General features: G+C 67.5%; 12 protein-coding genes. 3 read left to right on the forward strand and 9 right to left on the reverse strand.

Translation table 11 applies throughout. From position 1 onward, the window contains the following. Window positions 1-10 precede the first annotated feature (10 nt). The 6 genes from ACTIEY_RS08360 to ACTIEY_RS08385 all read right to left on the reverse strand — a co-directional run bounded on the left by ACTIEY_RS08360 (window position 11) and on the right by ACTIEY_RS08385 (window position 5,949). Window positions 11-1,369: an enolase C-terminal domain-like protein gene (locus ACTIEY_RS08360; protein WP_439518658.1), complete on the reverse strand. Its 1,359-nt coding sequence runs from the start codon at window positions 1,367-1,369 to the stop codon at window positions 11-13. After that, window positions 1,366-2,196, reverse strand: coding sequence for a sugar phosphate isomerase/epimerase family protein (locus tag ACTIEY_RS08365; RefSeq protein WP_439518659.1), 831 nt, complete (start codon window positions 2,194-2,196; stop codon window positions 1,366-1,368). The genes ACTIEY_RS08360 and ACTIEY_RS08365 overlap by 4 nt, the downstream gene beginning before the upstream one ends. Continuing rightward, the gene (locus ACTIEY_RS08370; protein WP_439518660.1) at window positions 2,193-3,692 is read right to left on the reverse strand and encodes a tripartite tricarboxylate transporter permease; all 1,500 of its coding nucleotides are present in this window, start codon (window positions 3,690-3,692) and stop codon (window positions 2,193-2,195) included. Before ACTIEY_RS08370 ends, ACTIEY_RS08365 begins: the two co-directional genes overlap by 4 nt. Window positions 3,693-3,701: 9 nt before the next feature. Beyond that, on the reverse strand, window positions 3,702-4,193 hold the full coding sequence (locus tag ACTIEY_RS08375; RefSeq protein ID WP_439518661.1) for a tripartite tricarboxylate transporter TctB family protein: 492 nt from the start codon (window positions 4,191-4,193) through the stop codon (window positions 3,702-3,704). Between the two features lie 21 nt (window positions 4,194-4,214). Beyond that, entirely contained in the window at window positions 4,215-5,222 is a 1,008-nt protein-coding gene (locus tag ACTIEY_RS08380) for a Bug family tripartite tricarboxylate transporter substrate binding protein (RefSeq protein WP_439518662.1), read from the reverse strand. 76 nt (window positions 5,223-5,298) lie between these two features. Then, entirely contained in the window at window positions 5,299-5,949 is a 651-nt protein-coding gene (locus ACTIEY_RS08385) for a TetR/AcrR family transcriptional regulator (RefSeq protein ID WP_439518663.1), read from the reverse strand. A 39-nt stretch (window positions 5,950-5,988) separates the two neighbouring features. Between ACTIEY_RS08385 and ACTIEY_RS08390 the strand changes: the two genes are divergently transcribed. The 3 genes from ACTIEY_RS08390 to ACTIEY_RS08400 all read left to right on the forward strand — a co-directional run bounded on the left by ACTIEY_RS08390 (window position 5,989) and on the right by ACTIEY_RS08400 (window position 9,135). Next, window positions 5,989-7,692, forward strand: a complete 1,704-nt coding sequence (locus ACTIEY_RS08390; RefSeq protein ID WP_439518664.1) for a thiamine pyrophosphate-binding protein — start codon at window positions 5,989-5,991, stop codon at window positions 7,690-7,692. An 87-nt stretch (window positions 7,693-7,779) separates the two neighbouring features. Then, entirely contained in the window at window positions 7,780-8,478 is a 699-nt protein-coding gene (locus ACTIEY_RS08395; protein ID WP_439518665.1) for a helix-turn-helix transcriptional regulator, read from the forward strand. Window positions 8,479-8,484: 6 nt separating this feature from the next. Beyond that, complete coding sequence (locus tag ACTIEY_RS08400; RefSeq protein WP_439518666.1) at window positions 8,485-9,135, forward strand: Crp/Fnr family transcriptional regulator; 651 nt, start codon at window positions 8,485-8,487, stop codon at window positions 9,133-9,135. 4 nt (window positions 9,136-9,139) lie between these two features. Here the strand turns inward: ACTIEY_RS08400 and ACTIEY_RS08405 are convergent, their stop codons facing one another. Genes ACTIEY_RS08405 through ACTIEY_RS08415 form a run of 3 tightly spaced genes read right to left on the reverse strand, consistent with a single transcriptional unit; the run spans window position 9,140 to window position 14,049 of the window. Further along, window positions 9,140-11,074 carry a S8 family serine peptidase gene (locus ACTIEY_RS08405; RefSeq protein WP_439518667.1) on the reverse strand — a complete coding sequence of 645 codons (1,935 nt, stop codon included), beginning with the start codon at window positions 11,072-11,074 and terminating at the stop codon, window positions 9,140-9,142. Next, a complete protein-coding gene (locus tag ACTIEY_RS08410; protein ID WP_439518668.1) occupies window positions 11,071-12,198 on the reverse strand; it encodes a phosphatase PAP2 family protein in 1,128 nt (375 codons plus the stop codon). Before ACTIEY_RS08410 ends, ACTIEY_RS08405 begins: the two co-directional genes overlap by 4 nt. A gap of 18 nt (window positions 12,199-12,216) precedes the next feature. Further along, entirely contained in the window at window positions 12,217-14,049 is a 1,833-nt protein-coding gene (locus ACTIEY_RS08415; protein ID WP_439518669.1) for an adenylate/guanylate cyclase domain-containing protein, read from the reverse strand. Window positions 14,050-14,130 lie beyond the last annotated feature (81 nt).

The following is a 14,130-nucleotide window of genomic DNA, read 5'->3' on the forward strand; positions in this document are numbered from 1 at the left end:
CAGGGTGAGTTCAGTGGATGGCGTCCAGGCTGTGCCACAGCGGCGTGGCTGCGCTGGCAAAGCCCGGGGTGTGCAGCGAGGCGATGTCGATCCGGCCGCCGGTCACCGCAAGGTGGGGCCGGCCGTGGGGGTCTGTGTCGTACAGGCCCGCGTGTGCCTGGGCGAAAGCGCGTGCCTCTTCAGCCGGCGCCGTGCCAAAGCCGTCAACATAGTGATGGCCATTGCGTTCAATGTGCCGCACGCCCAGGCTGGCCGCCAGCAAGGTGTCCTGCTGCACGGCCAGCCCCGCCTGGCAGGTGAGGTCTTCGCCAGAGAGCAGCAGCCGCGGGTCGCTGGCGATGCGGTGCGCGTTGGCCAGCGAGCGGTAGATGCCTTTGCAGGCCTTGCTGGAAATGCCGCGGTAGCCCAGGGACAGGCCCTCTTCGAACGCGGCGGGGTGATCGTCCGATTCGTCCAGGATGACGGGCACATCGATGGGCAGCGATGCGATGGACTCCTTCAGCGCCACGGCACGGGCCAGCGGCTGTTCGAGCAGCAGCGTGCGCCGAAGGAGATCGGCCAGGGTCGGACTGGCCTGCAGTGCTCGCCAGTGGTCACCGAGGGCCGTGGCGTCGGCGAAGGTCTCGTTGCCATCCAGCGTGGCGCGGTAGTCCACACCCAGACGCTGCAGCACCGCGGCGATGCGCGCGAGGCGGTCCATATCGGCATCGACCTGGCCGCTGAGCTTGAGCTTGAAGTGGTGCAGACCATGCCGGCGGATGGCGGACTCCATCGTCGCGGGCAGGCCGTCTTGCGGATCGGGGCCGGGCTCGTCGTCGGCAAGGCGATCGGCCAGGCCGACGGTGTGGCGCAACACCACGTGGGTGGGCTGTGCCAGATCGAGCCGCTGGCTCCATGGGTCGCCCAGCACGCCGGCACGCAGGCCGTCCACCCATGAAAGACCCGCAGCGCGCAGGGCGGCGTCGGCCACGGCCTTGTCCAACAGCGCCGGACCGAACTGGGCCGCCAGGCGCGGCAGGCCCCTGGCCAGCGACACGCCCAGCGCGCCTTCGCTGGCGATCTGTGAATGGGCGTGCGGGCTCATGGCCTCGCCCGTGGCCAGCCAGGCGTCGCGGGCATTGCGAAGCGACTCGCGAAGTTGCTCGAAATTCTGCTCGTGCGTCAGGGCGGGCGACTTGTCGAACCACTTCGGCACCATCAACTCGGCACTGGCGCCCTCGAAGGTTCGGCCGCCCAACTCGGCGCGCACGCGCACGAAGGCCTGGGGACATTGCGTGACGGTGGCCGCGCCGAACCGGAACGGCAGGCGAAGCGTGACATGGCGTTGCGACAGCAGCACCTCGGTGATGCGCAGGGCTGGGGCGGTCATTTCAGTGTGTTCCAGAGATCGCGCACGTGGCGCGCGGAGGCTTCGGCGCAGGCCGGGCCGTCAGGCAGGTATTCGAAGGGCTCCACGGCCACCCAGCCGGTGTAGGCGCTAGCCTTGAGGACCTGCAGCACCGGGCGCTGGTCGGTGTCGCCCTGGCCGGGGCCACGACGGTTGCGGTCGTTGAGCTGCACATGGGCAATGTGGCCGCTGGCGAGAAATCGCCGCAGCACGTCGTGCACCGGCTCGCTCTCGCTGTGCGAAGCGGCGCTTACATCCAGCATGGTGCGCAAAGCGGGCGAGCCCACGCGGTCGACCAGCGCGGCGGCCTCGGCCACGGTGTTGATCACCGGAGTTTCAAAGCGGCCCAGTGGCTCCAGGCAGTAGACGACGCCTGCCGCCTGCGCGTGGGGCGCGAGTTCGGCCAGCGCGGCCTCCAGTCGCAGCGTGGCATCGGCCACGCTCTGGCCGGGCGCCGGCGAACGTTGCTTCGGCGACCCGTGCACCAGCACCCTGGCACCGCAGGCGGCGGTGAAGTCGATGAGCCGGCGCAGCAGGTCCAGCGTGCGGCGCAACAGGGCCTGGTCGTCGGTGACCAGTGAAAGCCCCTCGGGTTTCACGAGCAGCCAGTGGAGGCTGGACACGGACAAGCCATGGCTGTGAGGGGTGCCGCGAACCTTGTGCGCGGCCGCGGTGTCGAGCGACTCGGGGTCACCCGGCAGCGTGAAAGGGGCGATTTCCAGCGCGTCGTAGCCCATGCGTGCTGCGGCCTGGCATTGCGCGTCCAGGGGCAGCGGCAGCAGCACTTCGTTGCACAGGGAGAGCTTCATGGTGCGGCCCTGGCTGAGGATTTGCGCCCGTACAGCGACCACAGCTTCCACCCGATGGTGGCAAAGATCATGGCGGCCACCGTGCCGGCGATGGGCCGCGTGAAGAAGGGGGAGAGGTCGCCATCGGACAGGATGAGCGCGCGGCGCAGGTTCTTCTCGAGCAGGTCGCCCAGCACGATGCCCAGCACCAGCGGCGCCATGGGGTAGCCGAAGTGCCGCAGGAAGAAGCCGATGAGGCCGAATGCCAGCATCACGTACACGTCGAACAGCCGGCCGGCGATGGCGAAGCTGCCGACCGCGCAGAGCACGAAGATGATGGGCACGATGAGGTGCTGGGGAACGCGCAGCACCTGAACCAGCGCCTTGGTGAGGACCAGCCCGTAGATGAGGATGCCGATGGTGGCGAACAGCATCATGGCCACCACGTCGTACACGAACTGGGGGTTCTCCACCATGATCAGCGGCCCTGGCTTGACGCCGTGGATGATCATGGCCGCCATCAGCACGGCAGCGGGCGCCGAGCCGGGAATGGCCAGTGTGAGCACAGGAATCATGGCACCGGGCACGCAGGCGTTGTCCCCGGTCTCCGCGGCCATGAGGCCTTCCACCGAGCCCTTGCCGTACTTTTCCTTTTCCTTGCTGGCGCGCTTGGCCGCGGCGTAGGAAGACCACGCCGCCACGTCCTCGCCCACGCCGGGCACGATGCCCACGCCAGTGCCGATGAGGCCCGAGCGCAGGATGGTGCGCCAGTACTGCGCCACGTCGCGCAGTTTCGGGATCACGGTGTCGAACGCGCTGATCTTCACCGGCGCCTGCCGGTTGCGCATGGCGGTGAGCAGCTCGGCAAAACCGAAGGCGCCCACCAGCGCGGGCACCAGCTGGATGCCGCCCGCCAGATCTCGCACGCCCCAGGCGAAACGCTCGTAGCCGTACTGCGGTTCTTGGCCGATGGTGGCGATGAACAGGCCCGCGATGCCGGCGATCCAGCCCTTGAGCGGATCGTCACCCGTGAGCGTGCCCGCGATGATCACGCCGAACAGCGCGAGCCAGAAGAATTCGTAGGCACCGAACTTGAGCGCCAGGCCGCCCAGCACCGGTGTGAACGCGGCCAGGAAGAACATGCCGATCAACGTGCCCATGACCGAACCGGTGGTGGCAATGCCCATGGCACGCCCGGCCATGCCCTGGCGGGCGAGCTGGTAGCCATCGAGGCATGAAGCGGCCGATGCCGGCGTGCCCGGAATGTTGAGCAGGATCGCCGAGCGCGAGCCGCCGTAGATGGAGCCCACGTAGGTGCAGATGAGGATCAGCAGCGCCTGTTCGGGGGGCAGCTTGATCGTGAGCGTGGTCATCAACGCCAGCGACATGGTGGCCGTGAGGCCGGGCAGGGCGCCCATGACCACGCCGACCAGCGAGGCCAGCAGGGCAAAGAAGATCGTCTCCGGCGTGCCGAAGCGAACGATCGAATGGCCGAATAGGAGCAGTCCGTCGAACATGGGGAGGGGTCAGGGCAGGCGGACGAGGAAGACGTACTGGAACACCAGCGTCACCACCGCGGAAGTGAGGACACCGGCGAGCACGGACACGGTGGCGCGGCGCGCCAGGGGCTGGTCGTCCGGCGCGAAGCTCGCCACGAACGCGGTGACGAACAGGGCAGTGACGAGCCAGAACGGCGCCCGCCCGATCAACAGGCCCGCGTACACCAGGCTGAGCGCCATGGTGATGGCGATGCGCCGGTTGAAGACCCCCACGGCGTCTTCGCCCGACGCCGTCTCGCGCAGCTTGCGGCGCCAGCCACGCAGCATGAGCACCAGGCCCAGCAGGGCCACCACGCTGCCCAGCATGCCGGGCACGAAACCCGGCATGGTGTAGAGCACCGCGCCCATGGCCTCGTAGCGGTCCATGCGCAGGGATTCCCCCAGGATCAACAGGCCAAAGCCCGTCCACGCCGCGCCGCCCCAGAGGTCGGAGCGGGCGGTTGTTCCGCCCTCGGTCATGTGATGTTCCGGTGCGTCAGCTCAGGGCTTGGGGATGCCGACGGTGTCGGGCGACACCTTGGCCTTGCCGGCGGCCTGTTGCGTCCAGGCGTAGGACTGGATGGCCGGGAACACCGCCTTCTGCGCATCGTCGCCCGCCATGGGGGCAAACATGGCGCCGCGCGACTGCGCGTACTTGCGCAGCGCCTCGCTCTTGGACATTTCGGTCGCCCAGATCCGGTCCAGCGTCTGCTTCACTTCAGGCGGCGCGGCCTTGGGCACGAAGATGCCGAAGTAGTTGATCGGGTCCTTGAAGCCGGGGATGAACTGCGACAGCGGCGGGATGGTGCCGAAACCTTCGATCTCGATCGACTTGTCACCCACCACCGCCAGCGGGCGGATCCTCTTGGCACGGATCATGTCGGTCTGCTCGGCGGCCAGCTGCGTGGTCACCTGCGTTTCGCCCGAGGCTGCGGCCACTGCGGCGGGGGCCCCACCGTCGTAGGTCACGTGCTTGTAGGTCACGCCGGCCGCGCGAGAAAGCGCCTCGATGGCGGAATGGCCGCTGGAGTTCACGCCGGCCGTGGCCACCGAGATGCTGTTCGGATTGGCTTTCATGGCCGCGAGCAGTTCGGGCATGGTCTTGTACGGCGTGTCGGCGTTGACGCCCACCACGGCGATGTGCGCCACGTTCAGGTACAGGTTCCAGTCGCTGGCAGACGTGTCGAGCATGCCCAGCACCTTGTAGGTGCCCAGGTCCTTCGCGCCACCCGCGGTCCAGGTGTAGCCGTCGGCCGGTGCGGCCATGGCGTTCTTGGTGCCCACCGAACCCGATGCGCCGGGCTGGTTCATGATGACGATCTTCTGGCCCAGGTGCTTCTCAAGCTCGGCCGCGGTCACGCGCGAAACCTGGTCGGTGGAGCCGCCTGGCGCCCAGGGCACGATCAGCGTGATCGGACGGTCGGGCTTCCACTGGGCGAGGGCGCTGGTCGAGGCCAGGGCCAGCAGGGAGGTGATCAACAGTTGGCGAAAGGGCAGGACGGTCTTCATGCGTTGTCTCCAGGGTTAATTCACTGACTGGTGAATCGTAGGAGGCGCAAATCGCAGCGTCAAGGCGCCCGGTCGCTCAGCTTCTAAGGACATACCCTAGGATCACGTCGCACATGTGCGAGAGCCGTTCGCTGTGCGCCTTGGGCGTCATGAGGTCGCGCCCGAAGATGGCCGAAAGCGTGTGGTTGTTGGAGAGGTAGAAGTACGACAGCCCGGCGATCGACACGTAGAGCTGCACCGGATCGATCCCGCCCCGGAACGTCCCCTCCACGCGCCCGCGTTCCAGGATTTCCCCGAGGGTGGCCACCAGCGGCGAGTTGAGCTGACGCGCCCGCTCGGACTGTTGCAGATGCCGCGCACGGTGCAGGTTGGCGCTGTTGAGCAGGGTGAGGAACTCCGGGTGCTCGAGGTAGTAGTTCCAGGTGAACTCGACCAGCCGGCGCACGGCACTCTCGGGCTTGAGGTGCAACAGGTTGAGCTCGCGTTCGCGCTCGCGGATGTCGCGGTACACCTGCTCCAGCACGGCCTGGAAGAGCTTTTCCTTGTCTTCGAAGTAGTAGTAGATGAGGCGCTTGTTCAGGCCTGCCCGCTCGGCAATGCGGTCCATGCGGGCACCCCCGAGTCCGTGCTCTGCGAACTCGTCGCGGGCGGCCATCAGGATGGTATTCTGGGATCGGTCTGCGTCACGCAGACGCTCTTCGAGCAGGGGTGTGGGTGCAGAGCTCATGCCCGGATAATTCACCAATAGGTTAATAAAGTCAATCGCATGCCCCAGATCGCCGGTCACCTGCTCGTCGAATGCCTGATCGCCCAGGGTGTCACGCACGCCTTCGGGGTGCCGGGTGAGAGTTACCTCGCCGTGCTGGACGGCTTTCACGCCCACGCCGGGCGCATCCAGTTCGTCACCAACCGGCAGGAAGGCGGCGCGGCTTTCATGGCCGAGGCGCAGGGCAAGCTCACCGGTCGACCGGGCGTGTGCTTCGTGACGCGGGGACCAGGTGCCACCAACGCCTCCATCGGCGTGCACACCGCGTTCCAGGATTCCACGCCCATGGTGCTGTTCGTGGGCGATGTGGCGAGTGACGCGCGCGACCGCGAAGCCTTCCAGGAAGTGGACTATGCCTCTTTCTTCGGGCCGTCCACGCGCGGCATGGCCAAGCGCGTGGAGCGCATCGACGACGCGCGACGCATTCCGGAGTACGTGGCGCGGGCCTTCACCACTGCGATGAATGGGAGACCCGGCCCGGTGGTGCTGGTGCTGCCGGAGGACATGCTCACGCAGACGGTGGACGCCCTCCCGCTGCCACGCGTGGAGCCCGTGCAGGCCTGGAGCGATCCCGGGTCGTTGCGCGAGTTGCGAAGCCTTCTGCTGGCCAGCGAACGCCCTCTGCTCATTGCGGGTGGCGGCGGTTGGACGCCGCAGTCGGCCGCTGCGCTGCAACGTTTCGCCGAGAACTGGCAACTGCCCGTGGCCAACGCCTTCCGCTTCCAGGACACCTTCGACAACCACCATGCGCTCTACGCTGGTGATGTGGGCCTGGGCATCAACCCGGCGCTGGCACGCCGTGTGCGCGAAAGCGATCTGCTGATCGCGCTCGGTCCGCGCCTGGGTGAATCCACCACCGGTGGTTACACGCTCATCGAGGCGCCGCTGCCCAGGCAGAAACTGGTGCACGTGCACGCCAGCGCCGAAGAACTGGGCCGCGTCTACCAGCCCACGCTGGCGATCAACGCCACCATGAACGCCGCCGCGCGCAGCCTGGAGGTGCTCACGGCGCCGCCCGAAGTACCCTGGAGTGCCTGGACGCAGGCCTGCCACGCAGACTACCTCGCCAACATCGATCCAGCCAACGGCGGCGTGGTGTTGCCGGGCACCATCGACATGCCTGCGATCATCCACACGCTGCAGCGGCACTTGCCGGCAGATGCCGTGCTCACCAACGGCGCCGGCAATTTCGCGAGCTGGCTGCACCGGTTCTTTCGCTACCACGGCCTGGTCAAGGGCCACAAGACGCAGCTCGCGCCCACCAACGGGGCCATGGGCTACGGCGTGCCAGCGGGCATCGGCGCGGCCATCCTCACCGGGCGCACCGCGTTCACCATTGCGGGCGACGGCGACTTCCTCATGAACGGCCAGGAGCTCGCCACGGCCGTTCAACATGGCGCCAGGAGCATCGTGCTGCTGCTCAACAACGGCAGCTTCGGCACCATCCGCATGCACCAGGAGCGCGAGTACCCGGCGCGCGAAAGCGGTTCGGGACTCACCAACCCGGATTTCTGTGCGCTGGCCCGCGCCTACGGCTACACCGCCGAGCGCATCACGCACACGGCCGAGTTCGAAGCCGCGTTGCAGCGCGCCCTGGCGGCGCCCGGCGGCAGCGTCATCGAGGTGATGCTCGATGTCGACGTGATCACCACGCGCGGCACGCTGAGCGCCATCCGGCAGAACGCCCTGCGCCCAGGAATGTGAATAGATCACAAAGGCGGGGGTACCTGCACACACCCTGAGGCGCACCCGCCTGCCTAGACTGGGCCATCCATCAACAAGGGGCTCGGCATGTGGCAAACAACGGATGCAGTCTGGAGCGGCAGCGCCGACACCCCGCTGGAGAAGTCCGACCCACGACCCGTCCTGGGTCAGCAGGTGCTCATGCGGGTTTTCGACGAGATCGACTACGGCATGCTGGTCATCGATGCGCAGGGTCGCATCCTGCACGCCAACCACCTCGCGCGCCACGAACTGGCCAGTGGCCGCGTGATCATGTCCTACGGCAACAGCCTGCTGGGCAGCAATGCGGGCTTCACCGGCCAGATCCAGCAGGCCATGGAGGCGTCTTTCCGGGGCCAGCGCCGGCTGTTGCTCATGACGCAGGGCGACCGTGAGCTTTCCATGGCCTTCACCCCACTGAGCCACCCGCTGGAGGCGGACCCGCCCTCGGTGCTGGTGCTGCTCTCTCGCCAGAGCACCTGCGACAACCTGGCGGTGCGCATGTTTGCGCGCACGCTCAACCTGAGCCCGAGCGAGGAAGCCGTGCTCATGGGCCTGTGCCGCGGTCTGGCGATCCCGGAAATCGCGAAGCAGCACGGCGTTGCGCAATCCACCGTGCGCAGCCAGATCAAGACGCTGCGGGAGAAGGCCGGCGCCCCAAGCATCCGCCGGCTCCTGCACCGCATCAACAGCCTGCCGCCGGTGGTGCCTGCCTTGCGCATCATCACGCCCATGCCGCACAATGCCACGGAGTTTTCCCACCCGTGAGCCTGGATGCCTGCAGCCGCTGTCGCCCTGACCCGTCCCCCCAGTTCCCTCCACATTGAAGCCCTTGCCGCCCTCGGCGTTTCGCGGCGGTACCGCCGTGGGGCCTTGCTGATCCAGGAAGGCGAGACCGGCGACACGCTCTACATCGTGCTGCAAGGCCGGCTGCGCGCCTTCGTCTCCGACAACCAGGGCCGCGAACTCACGCTGGGCATGTACGGACCGCTTGAGTACGTGGGTGAGATGTCGCTCGATGGGGGACCCCGCTCGGCCAATGTGGAAGCGGCTGAAGCCAGCACCTGCGCGGTGGTTTCGCGCGCCACCTTGCTGGACTACATCGCTTCACAACCGGAGTTCGCGCTGGAACTCATGGCCCGGCTCATCCGACGCGCCCGCCTGGCGACCGACAGCGCGCGCAGTGTCGCCCTGATCGATGTCTACGGACGGCTCGTGCGGCTGCTCAACGAGATGGCCCGTGTGCCCGACGAGCACGGAGAGCGCTGCCTGCGCGAGCGCCTGACGCACCAGCAGATGGCGCAGCACCTGGCCTGTTCGCGCGAGATGGTGAGCCGCCTGCTGAAAGACCTGGAGACCGGCGGCTACATCGCCGTGCGCGACCGCTGGATCTGGTTGATCAAACCTTTGCCGGCGCGCTGGTAGACATTCAATCGCCGTTGAGCAGGCCGCGCGCGAGTTGCGGCGACGACGAACTGGTGCCCGCCAGTCGCACCACGCTGCCGCTCAGACTCCCCGCACCCAGCACGCCCCACAAGGCCGGGTTGTCGTCGCTCGGGTACAGCGTGTCGGGCACCTTCTTCACGAAAGGACGCTGCGGTCGGCCGGGGTCCGGGTCCGGGCGGCGTGGCGAGTAGAGCGCAAAGTGGCCGCTCGGCGACGCATGCCGGCGCGTGCCCCCCGCACTCACCGTGCGCTGGCCGGTGGAGAGGCTGTTGAAGGTGCCGCTGCGCCGGATGAGGGTCGGGTTGGCGGGATCGTCCACGAAGGCGTGGATGTTGCCGCTGGTGTCGTAGAGCTTGTCTTCCAGGTACGACTGACGCGCGCCGGTGTTCACGCCCAGCGCCACGTCGTCGCGCTCGATGTAGGCGTCCCACACCACCGGCTGGCCGCGGTGGTGGGTCAGCGTGACCTTCCACACCCCGAAAGGCGCCGTGGCCTTGCCCGCGCGCCGGCTGAAGGTGGGCGCGATGGCGAGCAGCGCGCAGGTGCCGCGGCTGCCGAGTGCGGAATCGTTGGGAAAGATCAGGCCGCACAGCGGCTGCCCACCTTCGCCCAGCCAGACGCCCGACTCGCCGATGCCGCGCTCGGGCAGGGCTGGCCCACCCCCCGGTGGTGTGACGGTGATCGTCACGTTCTCTGCGCCTTTGCCGAGCCAGATTTCCAGAAAGCTCTGCGTGCGGTCGTCCGGTTGAATGCGCCAGTGCAGTTCGGCCGAGCGCCCGAGTTGCAGCTCGCCGTTGGCGTGCGTGCGGCTCTGGTAGGCATTGCCCGCCGGAACGGCGATGTGCAGCCGCCCGGCGTAGAGGTCGATGAGTTGATCCATGGCCGCTTCCAGGATCGAGCTGCCGTCGTGCGGACCAGCCAGCGTGCCCCAGCTGATGTTGACCACCACCTGGGCGCTCGGCGCGCAACGCGCGAGGATGTACATCAGGCCGTCGAGCACGCTCACATTCATGGCGCCGCCCGACGTGTCGAGCACATTGGACCAGTCCAGCTTCACCGCCACGATGTCGCAGCGGCTGGCCGGGTCGTCGGCCGGGTGCAGCAGATTCCCAGCCCCGCAGGCCTGGCTGGCCACGTGCGTGCCGTGGTTCACGGGCTTGCTCAGGTCCCAGAGTTGAAGGTGCCGGTAGAGCGCGTCTTCGTCGAGTTGTTGATTCCGCGTGTAGAAGGCCATGGCCGCGTCGATGGCAGCGCCCGAGAGTTCATGGCCATAGCCCATGTCGCGCGGCGTCGGGCCGGCGCGTGCAGGGTCCAGCGGTTGCCGGTGGCGCGGTTCGTTGCCGGGCCAGTTGCCGTTCTGGTAAGCGTCCTGGCGCCAGAAGTGCTTCACCCGGGTGCAGCCATTCGGGTCGAGGAAGGCGCTGTTGGCCACCGCCAGCCCACCGTCGATCAAACCCATCACAGGCCCGGTGAGCAGGTGCGGCGGCGCAATGGGATGGCATCCGTGGGTGCACGGATCGATGATGGCGTTGGCGTGTTCATCCACGGGCAGGCCGAGCTCGAGGCGCAGGATGAGGCCACGCAGGTGTGCGCTCTGGCGCATGCGCTGGAAGAAGCGCGGCTTCACCCGCGCACTGCAGAAGCGAAGGCCTGGCACGATGAGGTACACGCGGGGAATCTGCAGCCAGGCGGTGGACGATGCCGCCACGAGGGCAGGCACGTCAGCGCCGGGGCTGAGTTCGATCACGATGGGCAGCCACTTCGGCGGCCGCTGACCTCGGCCCTTGCGGTAGCCAGCGAAGTGGTCGGCTTCGGCCCAGGCCAGGTACGGGTCCTTGCCGTCGATTTCGCCCGGCGCGCTCCAGTGGATGCCGGTGAAAACACCGGTGGGCAGCGCCGTCCAGTCCGGCGCGCTCATTTCCACTCCTTGAGCGCTTCCTTCCAGAGCCAGTTCAACAGCGGCGCGTTGCCCACGGCCACCGTGCCCGCTGATCGCGTGTAGGCGTGGCCGTGCGTGTCGTTCATCGACTGGTGCAGGCTGAAATCCAGCGGTTCGCCGTTGGGGCCTTCGAACAGGCGGCCATCGAAGCCGCGTTCATGCACCCGCGTGCCGGTGGCGCGGGCGACCAGGAATTCAGCGAGCGCGGTGCCCAGCAGCCGGCCCACCGCGCTGTCGACGGGGTAGTGCACACCGGCAACCACCCGGTTGGTGGCGATGCGTGCGGCCAGGCGCTGCAGTTGCTCGTGATTGCGCGTCCCGTTGGGTGGATTGCCAGCGTCAGGGGCTGCATTCATCAGCGCTTCTAGAAGAACCGCCACGGCAAAGGCCTCGGTTGCGTGGCCGCTGGGCCAGCTGCCGTGCCCGGGCGTTTCGATCATCGGCTGGATCTGCGGCGAGAACTGCACCGGGCGGATGCTGGCGAAGATCTGCTTGAAGCGCATTTCCACCAGCACGGCGAGCGAGAAGACCAGATCGATCAGTTGCAGGGTCTTCTTGTGGCGGTGCGCCGTGAGGCCCACGACAGCGGAAAAGAACAGGATGGGCGGCGCCATCTGGTCCACGATTTCGGCGGCCCGGTCGGCGCGAAGATCGGCATAGGCGGCCACCAGATCCAGCTGCTTCTGGAACTGTGCCTTCGAGGGCGCACGCAGCCGAACCAGGGTCTTCTTCTGGGCGCTGGCCGACTGGAGATTGGCGAACTCCAGCGACGCATCCTTCTGGGCCGCCCGCGTCTTGAACAGCAGGCCTTCCACGAGTTCGCTGAACACCGCCTCCTGGCGCGGTCCGTCCGCCCACAGTGCCAGGTTGTCCGGCTGATTGAACCCAGGCTCGTTCACATGCAGCCTGGAACCCTGGAACGGCCCGACGATCGCGGCGCGGCTGAGGATGAGCGCATCGGCGGAGACCACAGCTGCGCTCACGCCGCCACTCACACCGCCGCTCACACCGCCACTGACGCCTCCGCTCACCCCACCGCTCACGCCGCCACTGACACCGCCGCTGACGCCACCGCTCACGCCTCCGCTGACACCTCCGCTCATATCGACTCCTTGCTGGTTTCAATGATGGGGCAGGCCGAGCCCCGCGAGCGCCTTGGCGGCGCGCTGGCGCACCGGGCTCTGGCTTCCCGATGCCATGTACTTGGCCAGGGTGAGGCCAGGCTGCAGCGCACGCATCACCTCGAAGGTCTTGCGCGCTTCCTCGATCTGGCCCAGCTCGTACTGGCAAATGAGCAGGGCCCGGATGGTGGGCAGGTGAAAGCGGTTCTTCTGCAGTGAGGAGCGGCACAGCTCGATGGCCTGCTCGAGCCTTCCAAGGGCCAGGTAGCTGTTGGCCAGCATCATCTCGAAGTAGTACTTCTGCGGATCCAGCGGTGAGAGGTGCAAGGCATTCTCTGCCTCGTTCATCGAGTCTTCGGGTGTTCCCCACATCGTCGACCACACGCTGTTGTAGAGCCACGCCATCGGGTCGTTCGGGTTGCTCTGCGTGGCTTCCAGCAACAGCCGGCGCGACGCGTCGACGTCCTCGCCCAGGTGACACAGGGCATGACCCTTGATGGCCATGGCCAGCGAGCTGGAGGGCTCCAGATCCAGCGCGCGATCGGCGGTGTCGATCGCACGCCGGAAGTCACGTGCGGGCTCACCGGAAAGGCCCTGCACCACCTGCATGATGTGCCACTTGGCCAGCCAGGCCCAGGGCGTGGCCACCCGCTTGTGGCGCTGCACCACGGCCTCCAGCAGTTGCTGGCTGCGCTGCAGGTCGCGCGGCGTGGAGCGGTGCATGAGCGTGATGCCGCCCAGCATCAGCGCATTGCTGTCGAGCTGCGGCACGGGCAGCACGAGGGTGCGCTGCACCAGGTCGTTGAGCAGCGCCTTGGCGCAGGCGTCGCACAGCGCGTCGAGCAGGGTGCTCTGCGAATCAAGGAGATCGCTCGTGTCACCCGTGAGCCGGTCGGCCCAGATCACTTCACCGCGTCGGTTGTCGGAGAGCTCGGCCATGATCACGACCTTGTCGCCGTATGTCACGTAGCTGCCGCCGAGCACGAAGGTGGCATCGAGCCGCTGGCCGATCTCGTCGGCTGAGCGCTGTCGTCCGCGGAAGGCCGTGGTCGACATGCGCGAGATCACGCGCAGATTCTGGCTGCGCGAGAGCTGACTGATCACACCATCGGCGATCAGTTCGCCGATCACGTACTGCTCGGCCGCGTGGCTGCGCGTCTCGAACGGAACCACCGCAATCGAAGGCCGGAAGTCGGCGGCCACGCCCTCGGGCACGCGCGGGCGCACGGCGGCGGAGCCGCTCGAAACCGGGTAGAGCTGCCAGGTGCGGACCGGTTCAGGCCAGTGCTTGAGGTAACTCTCACCCCGGTCTTCCACCTCGGCGTCCACGCCGACCACGATGCCGTCGAACACGCTGCTGGTGACCAGCGTCTCGCCCGGCGAGGCCAGATCGGCCACGCGCGCGGCCAGGTTCACGCCCTGGCCGTACACATCGTTCTCGTCCACATACAGATGGGTGGCGTTGATGCCGGCGCGCAGGTGGAGCTGTTGCGCCGGCGGCAGTGTCTCGTTGAGTGGCGCAAAGTAGCGGTGCAGCGCCAGGGCCGCCTGCACCGCCTCGGTGGGCTGATCGAACTCGGCCAGCAGGCCATCGCCCAGGCTCTTGACGAGCCGGCCGTGGCAGCTGGGCAGCACCTGGGTGGTGGCGTGGTGCATGAAGCCGCGCCACTGGTTGATGACGGCGGCCTCATTGGCAGCCATGAGGCGCACGGACTCCACCAGATCGAGCACCAGAACCACCTTGTGCCGCTGCTGGGGCAGGGGCGGCACAGCCTCCACATGCCCGTTCTGGACGGGAGTGGACGCGGTCGGAGATGGGGTGCTCGGAGTCATGCCTGAGGGGGTATTTGCATCTGGTTGCAGTTTCTCACATGTGCGCCGCGAGGCCCGCATCTGCCCCCGCAAAAAACAGCA

The organism is Hydrogenophaga sp. (assembly GCF_051858985.1).
GTDB lineage: Bacteria > Pseudomonadota > Gammaproteobacteria > Burkholderiales > Burkholderiaceae_C > Hydrogenophaga.

Bases quoted from the DNA above. Each gene is read 5' to 3' on its own strand.
- ACTIEY_RS08360 (WP_439518658.1), bottom strand. From the start codon at position 1,369: ATGACCGCCCCAGCCCTGCGCATCACCGAGGTGCTGCTGTCGCAACGC.
- ACTIEY_RS08365 (WP_439518659.1), bottom strand. From the start codon at position 2,196: ATGAAGCTCTCCCTGTGCAACGAAGTGCTGCTGCCGCTGCCCCTGGAC.
- ACTIEY_RS08370 (WP_439518660.1), bottom strand. From the start codon at position 3,692: ATGTTCGACGGACTGCTCCTATTCGGCCATTCGATCGTTCGCTTCGGC.
- ACTIEY_RS08375 (WP_439518661.1), bottom strand. From the start codon at position 4,193: ATGACCGAGGGCGGAACAACCGCCCGCTCCGACCTCTGGGGCGGCGCG.
- ACTIEY_RS08380 (WP_439518662.1), bottom strand. From the start codon at position 5,222: ATGAAGACCGTCCTGCCCTTTCGCCAACTGTTGATCACCTCCCTGCTG.
- ACTIEY_RS08385 (WP_439518663.1), bottom strand. From the start codon at position 5,949: ATGAGCTCTGCACCCACACCCCTGCTCGAAGAGCGTCTGCGTGACGCA.
- ACTIEY_RS08390 (WP_439518664.1), top strand. From the start codon at position 5,989: ATGCCCCAGATCGCCGGTCACCTGCTCGTCGAATGCCTGATCGCCCAG.
- ACTIEY_RS08395 (WP_439518665.1), top strand. From the start codon at position 7,780: ATGTGGCAAACAACGGATGCAGTCTGGAGCGGCAGCGCCGACACCCCG.
- ACTIEY_RS08400 (WP_439518666.1), top strand. From the start codon at position 8,485: ATGCCTGCAGCCGCTGTCGCCCTGACCCGTCCCCCCAGTTCCCTCCAC.
- ACTIEY_RS08405 (WP_439518667.1), bottom strand. From the start codon at position 11,074: ATGAGCGCGCCGGACTGGACGGCGCTGCCCACCGGTGTTTTCACCGGC.
- ACTIEY_RS08410 (WP_439518668.1), bottom strand. From the start codon at position 12,198: ATGAGCGGAGGTGTCAGCGGAGGCGTGAGCGGTGGCGTCAGCGGCGGT.
- ACTIEY_RS08415 (WP_439518669.1), bottom strand. From the start codon at position 14,049: ATGACTCCGAGCACCCCATCTCCGACCGCGTCCACTCCCGTCCAGAAC.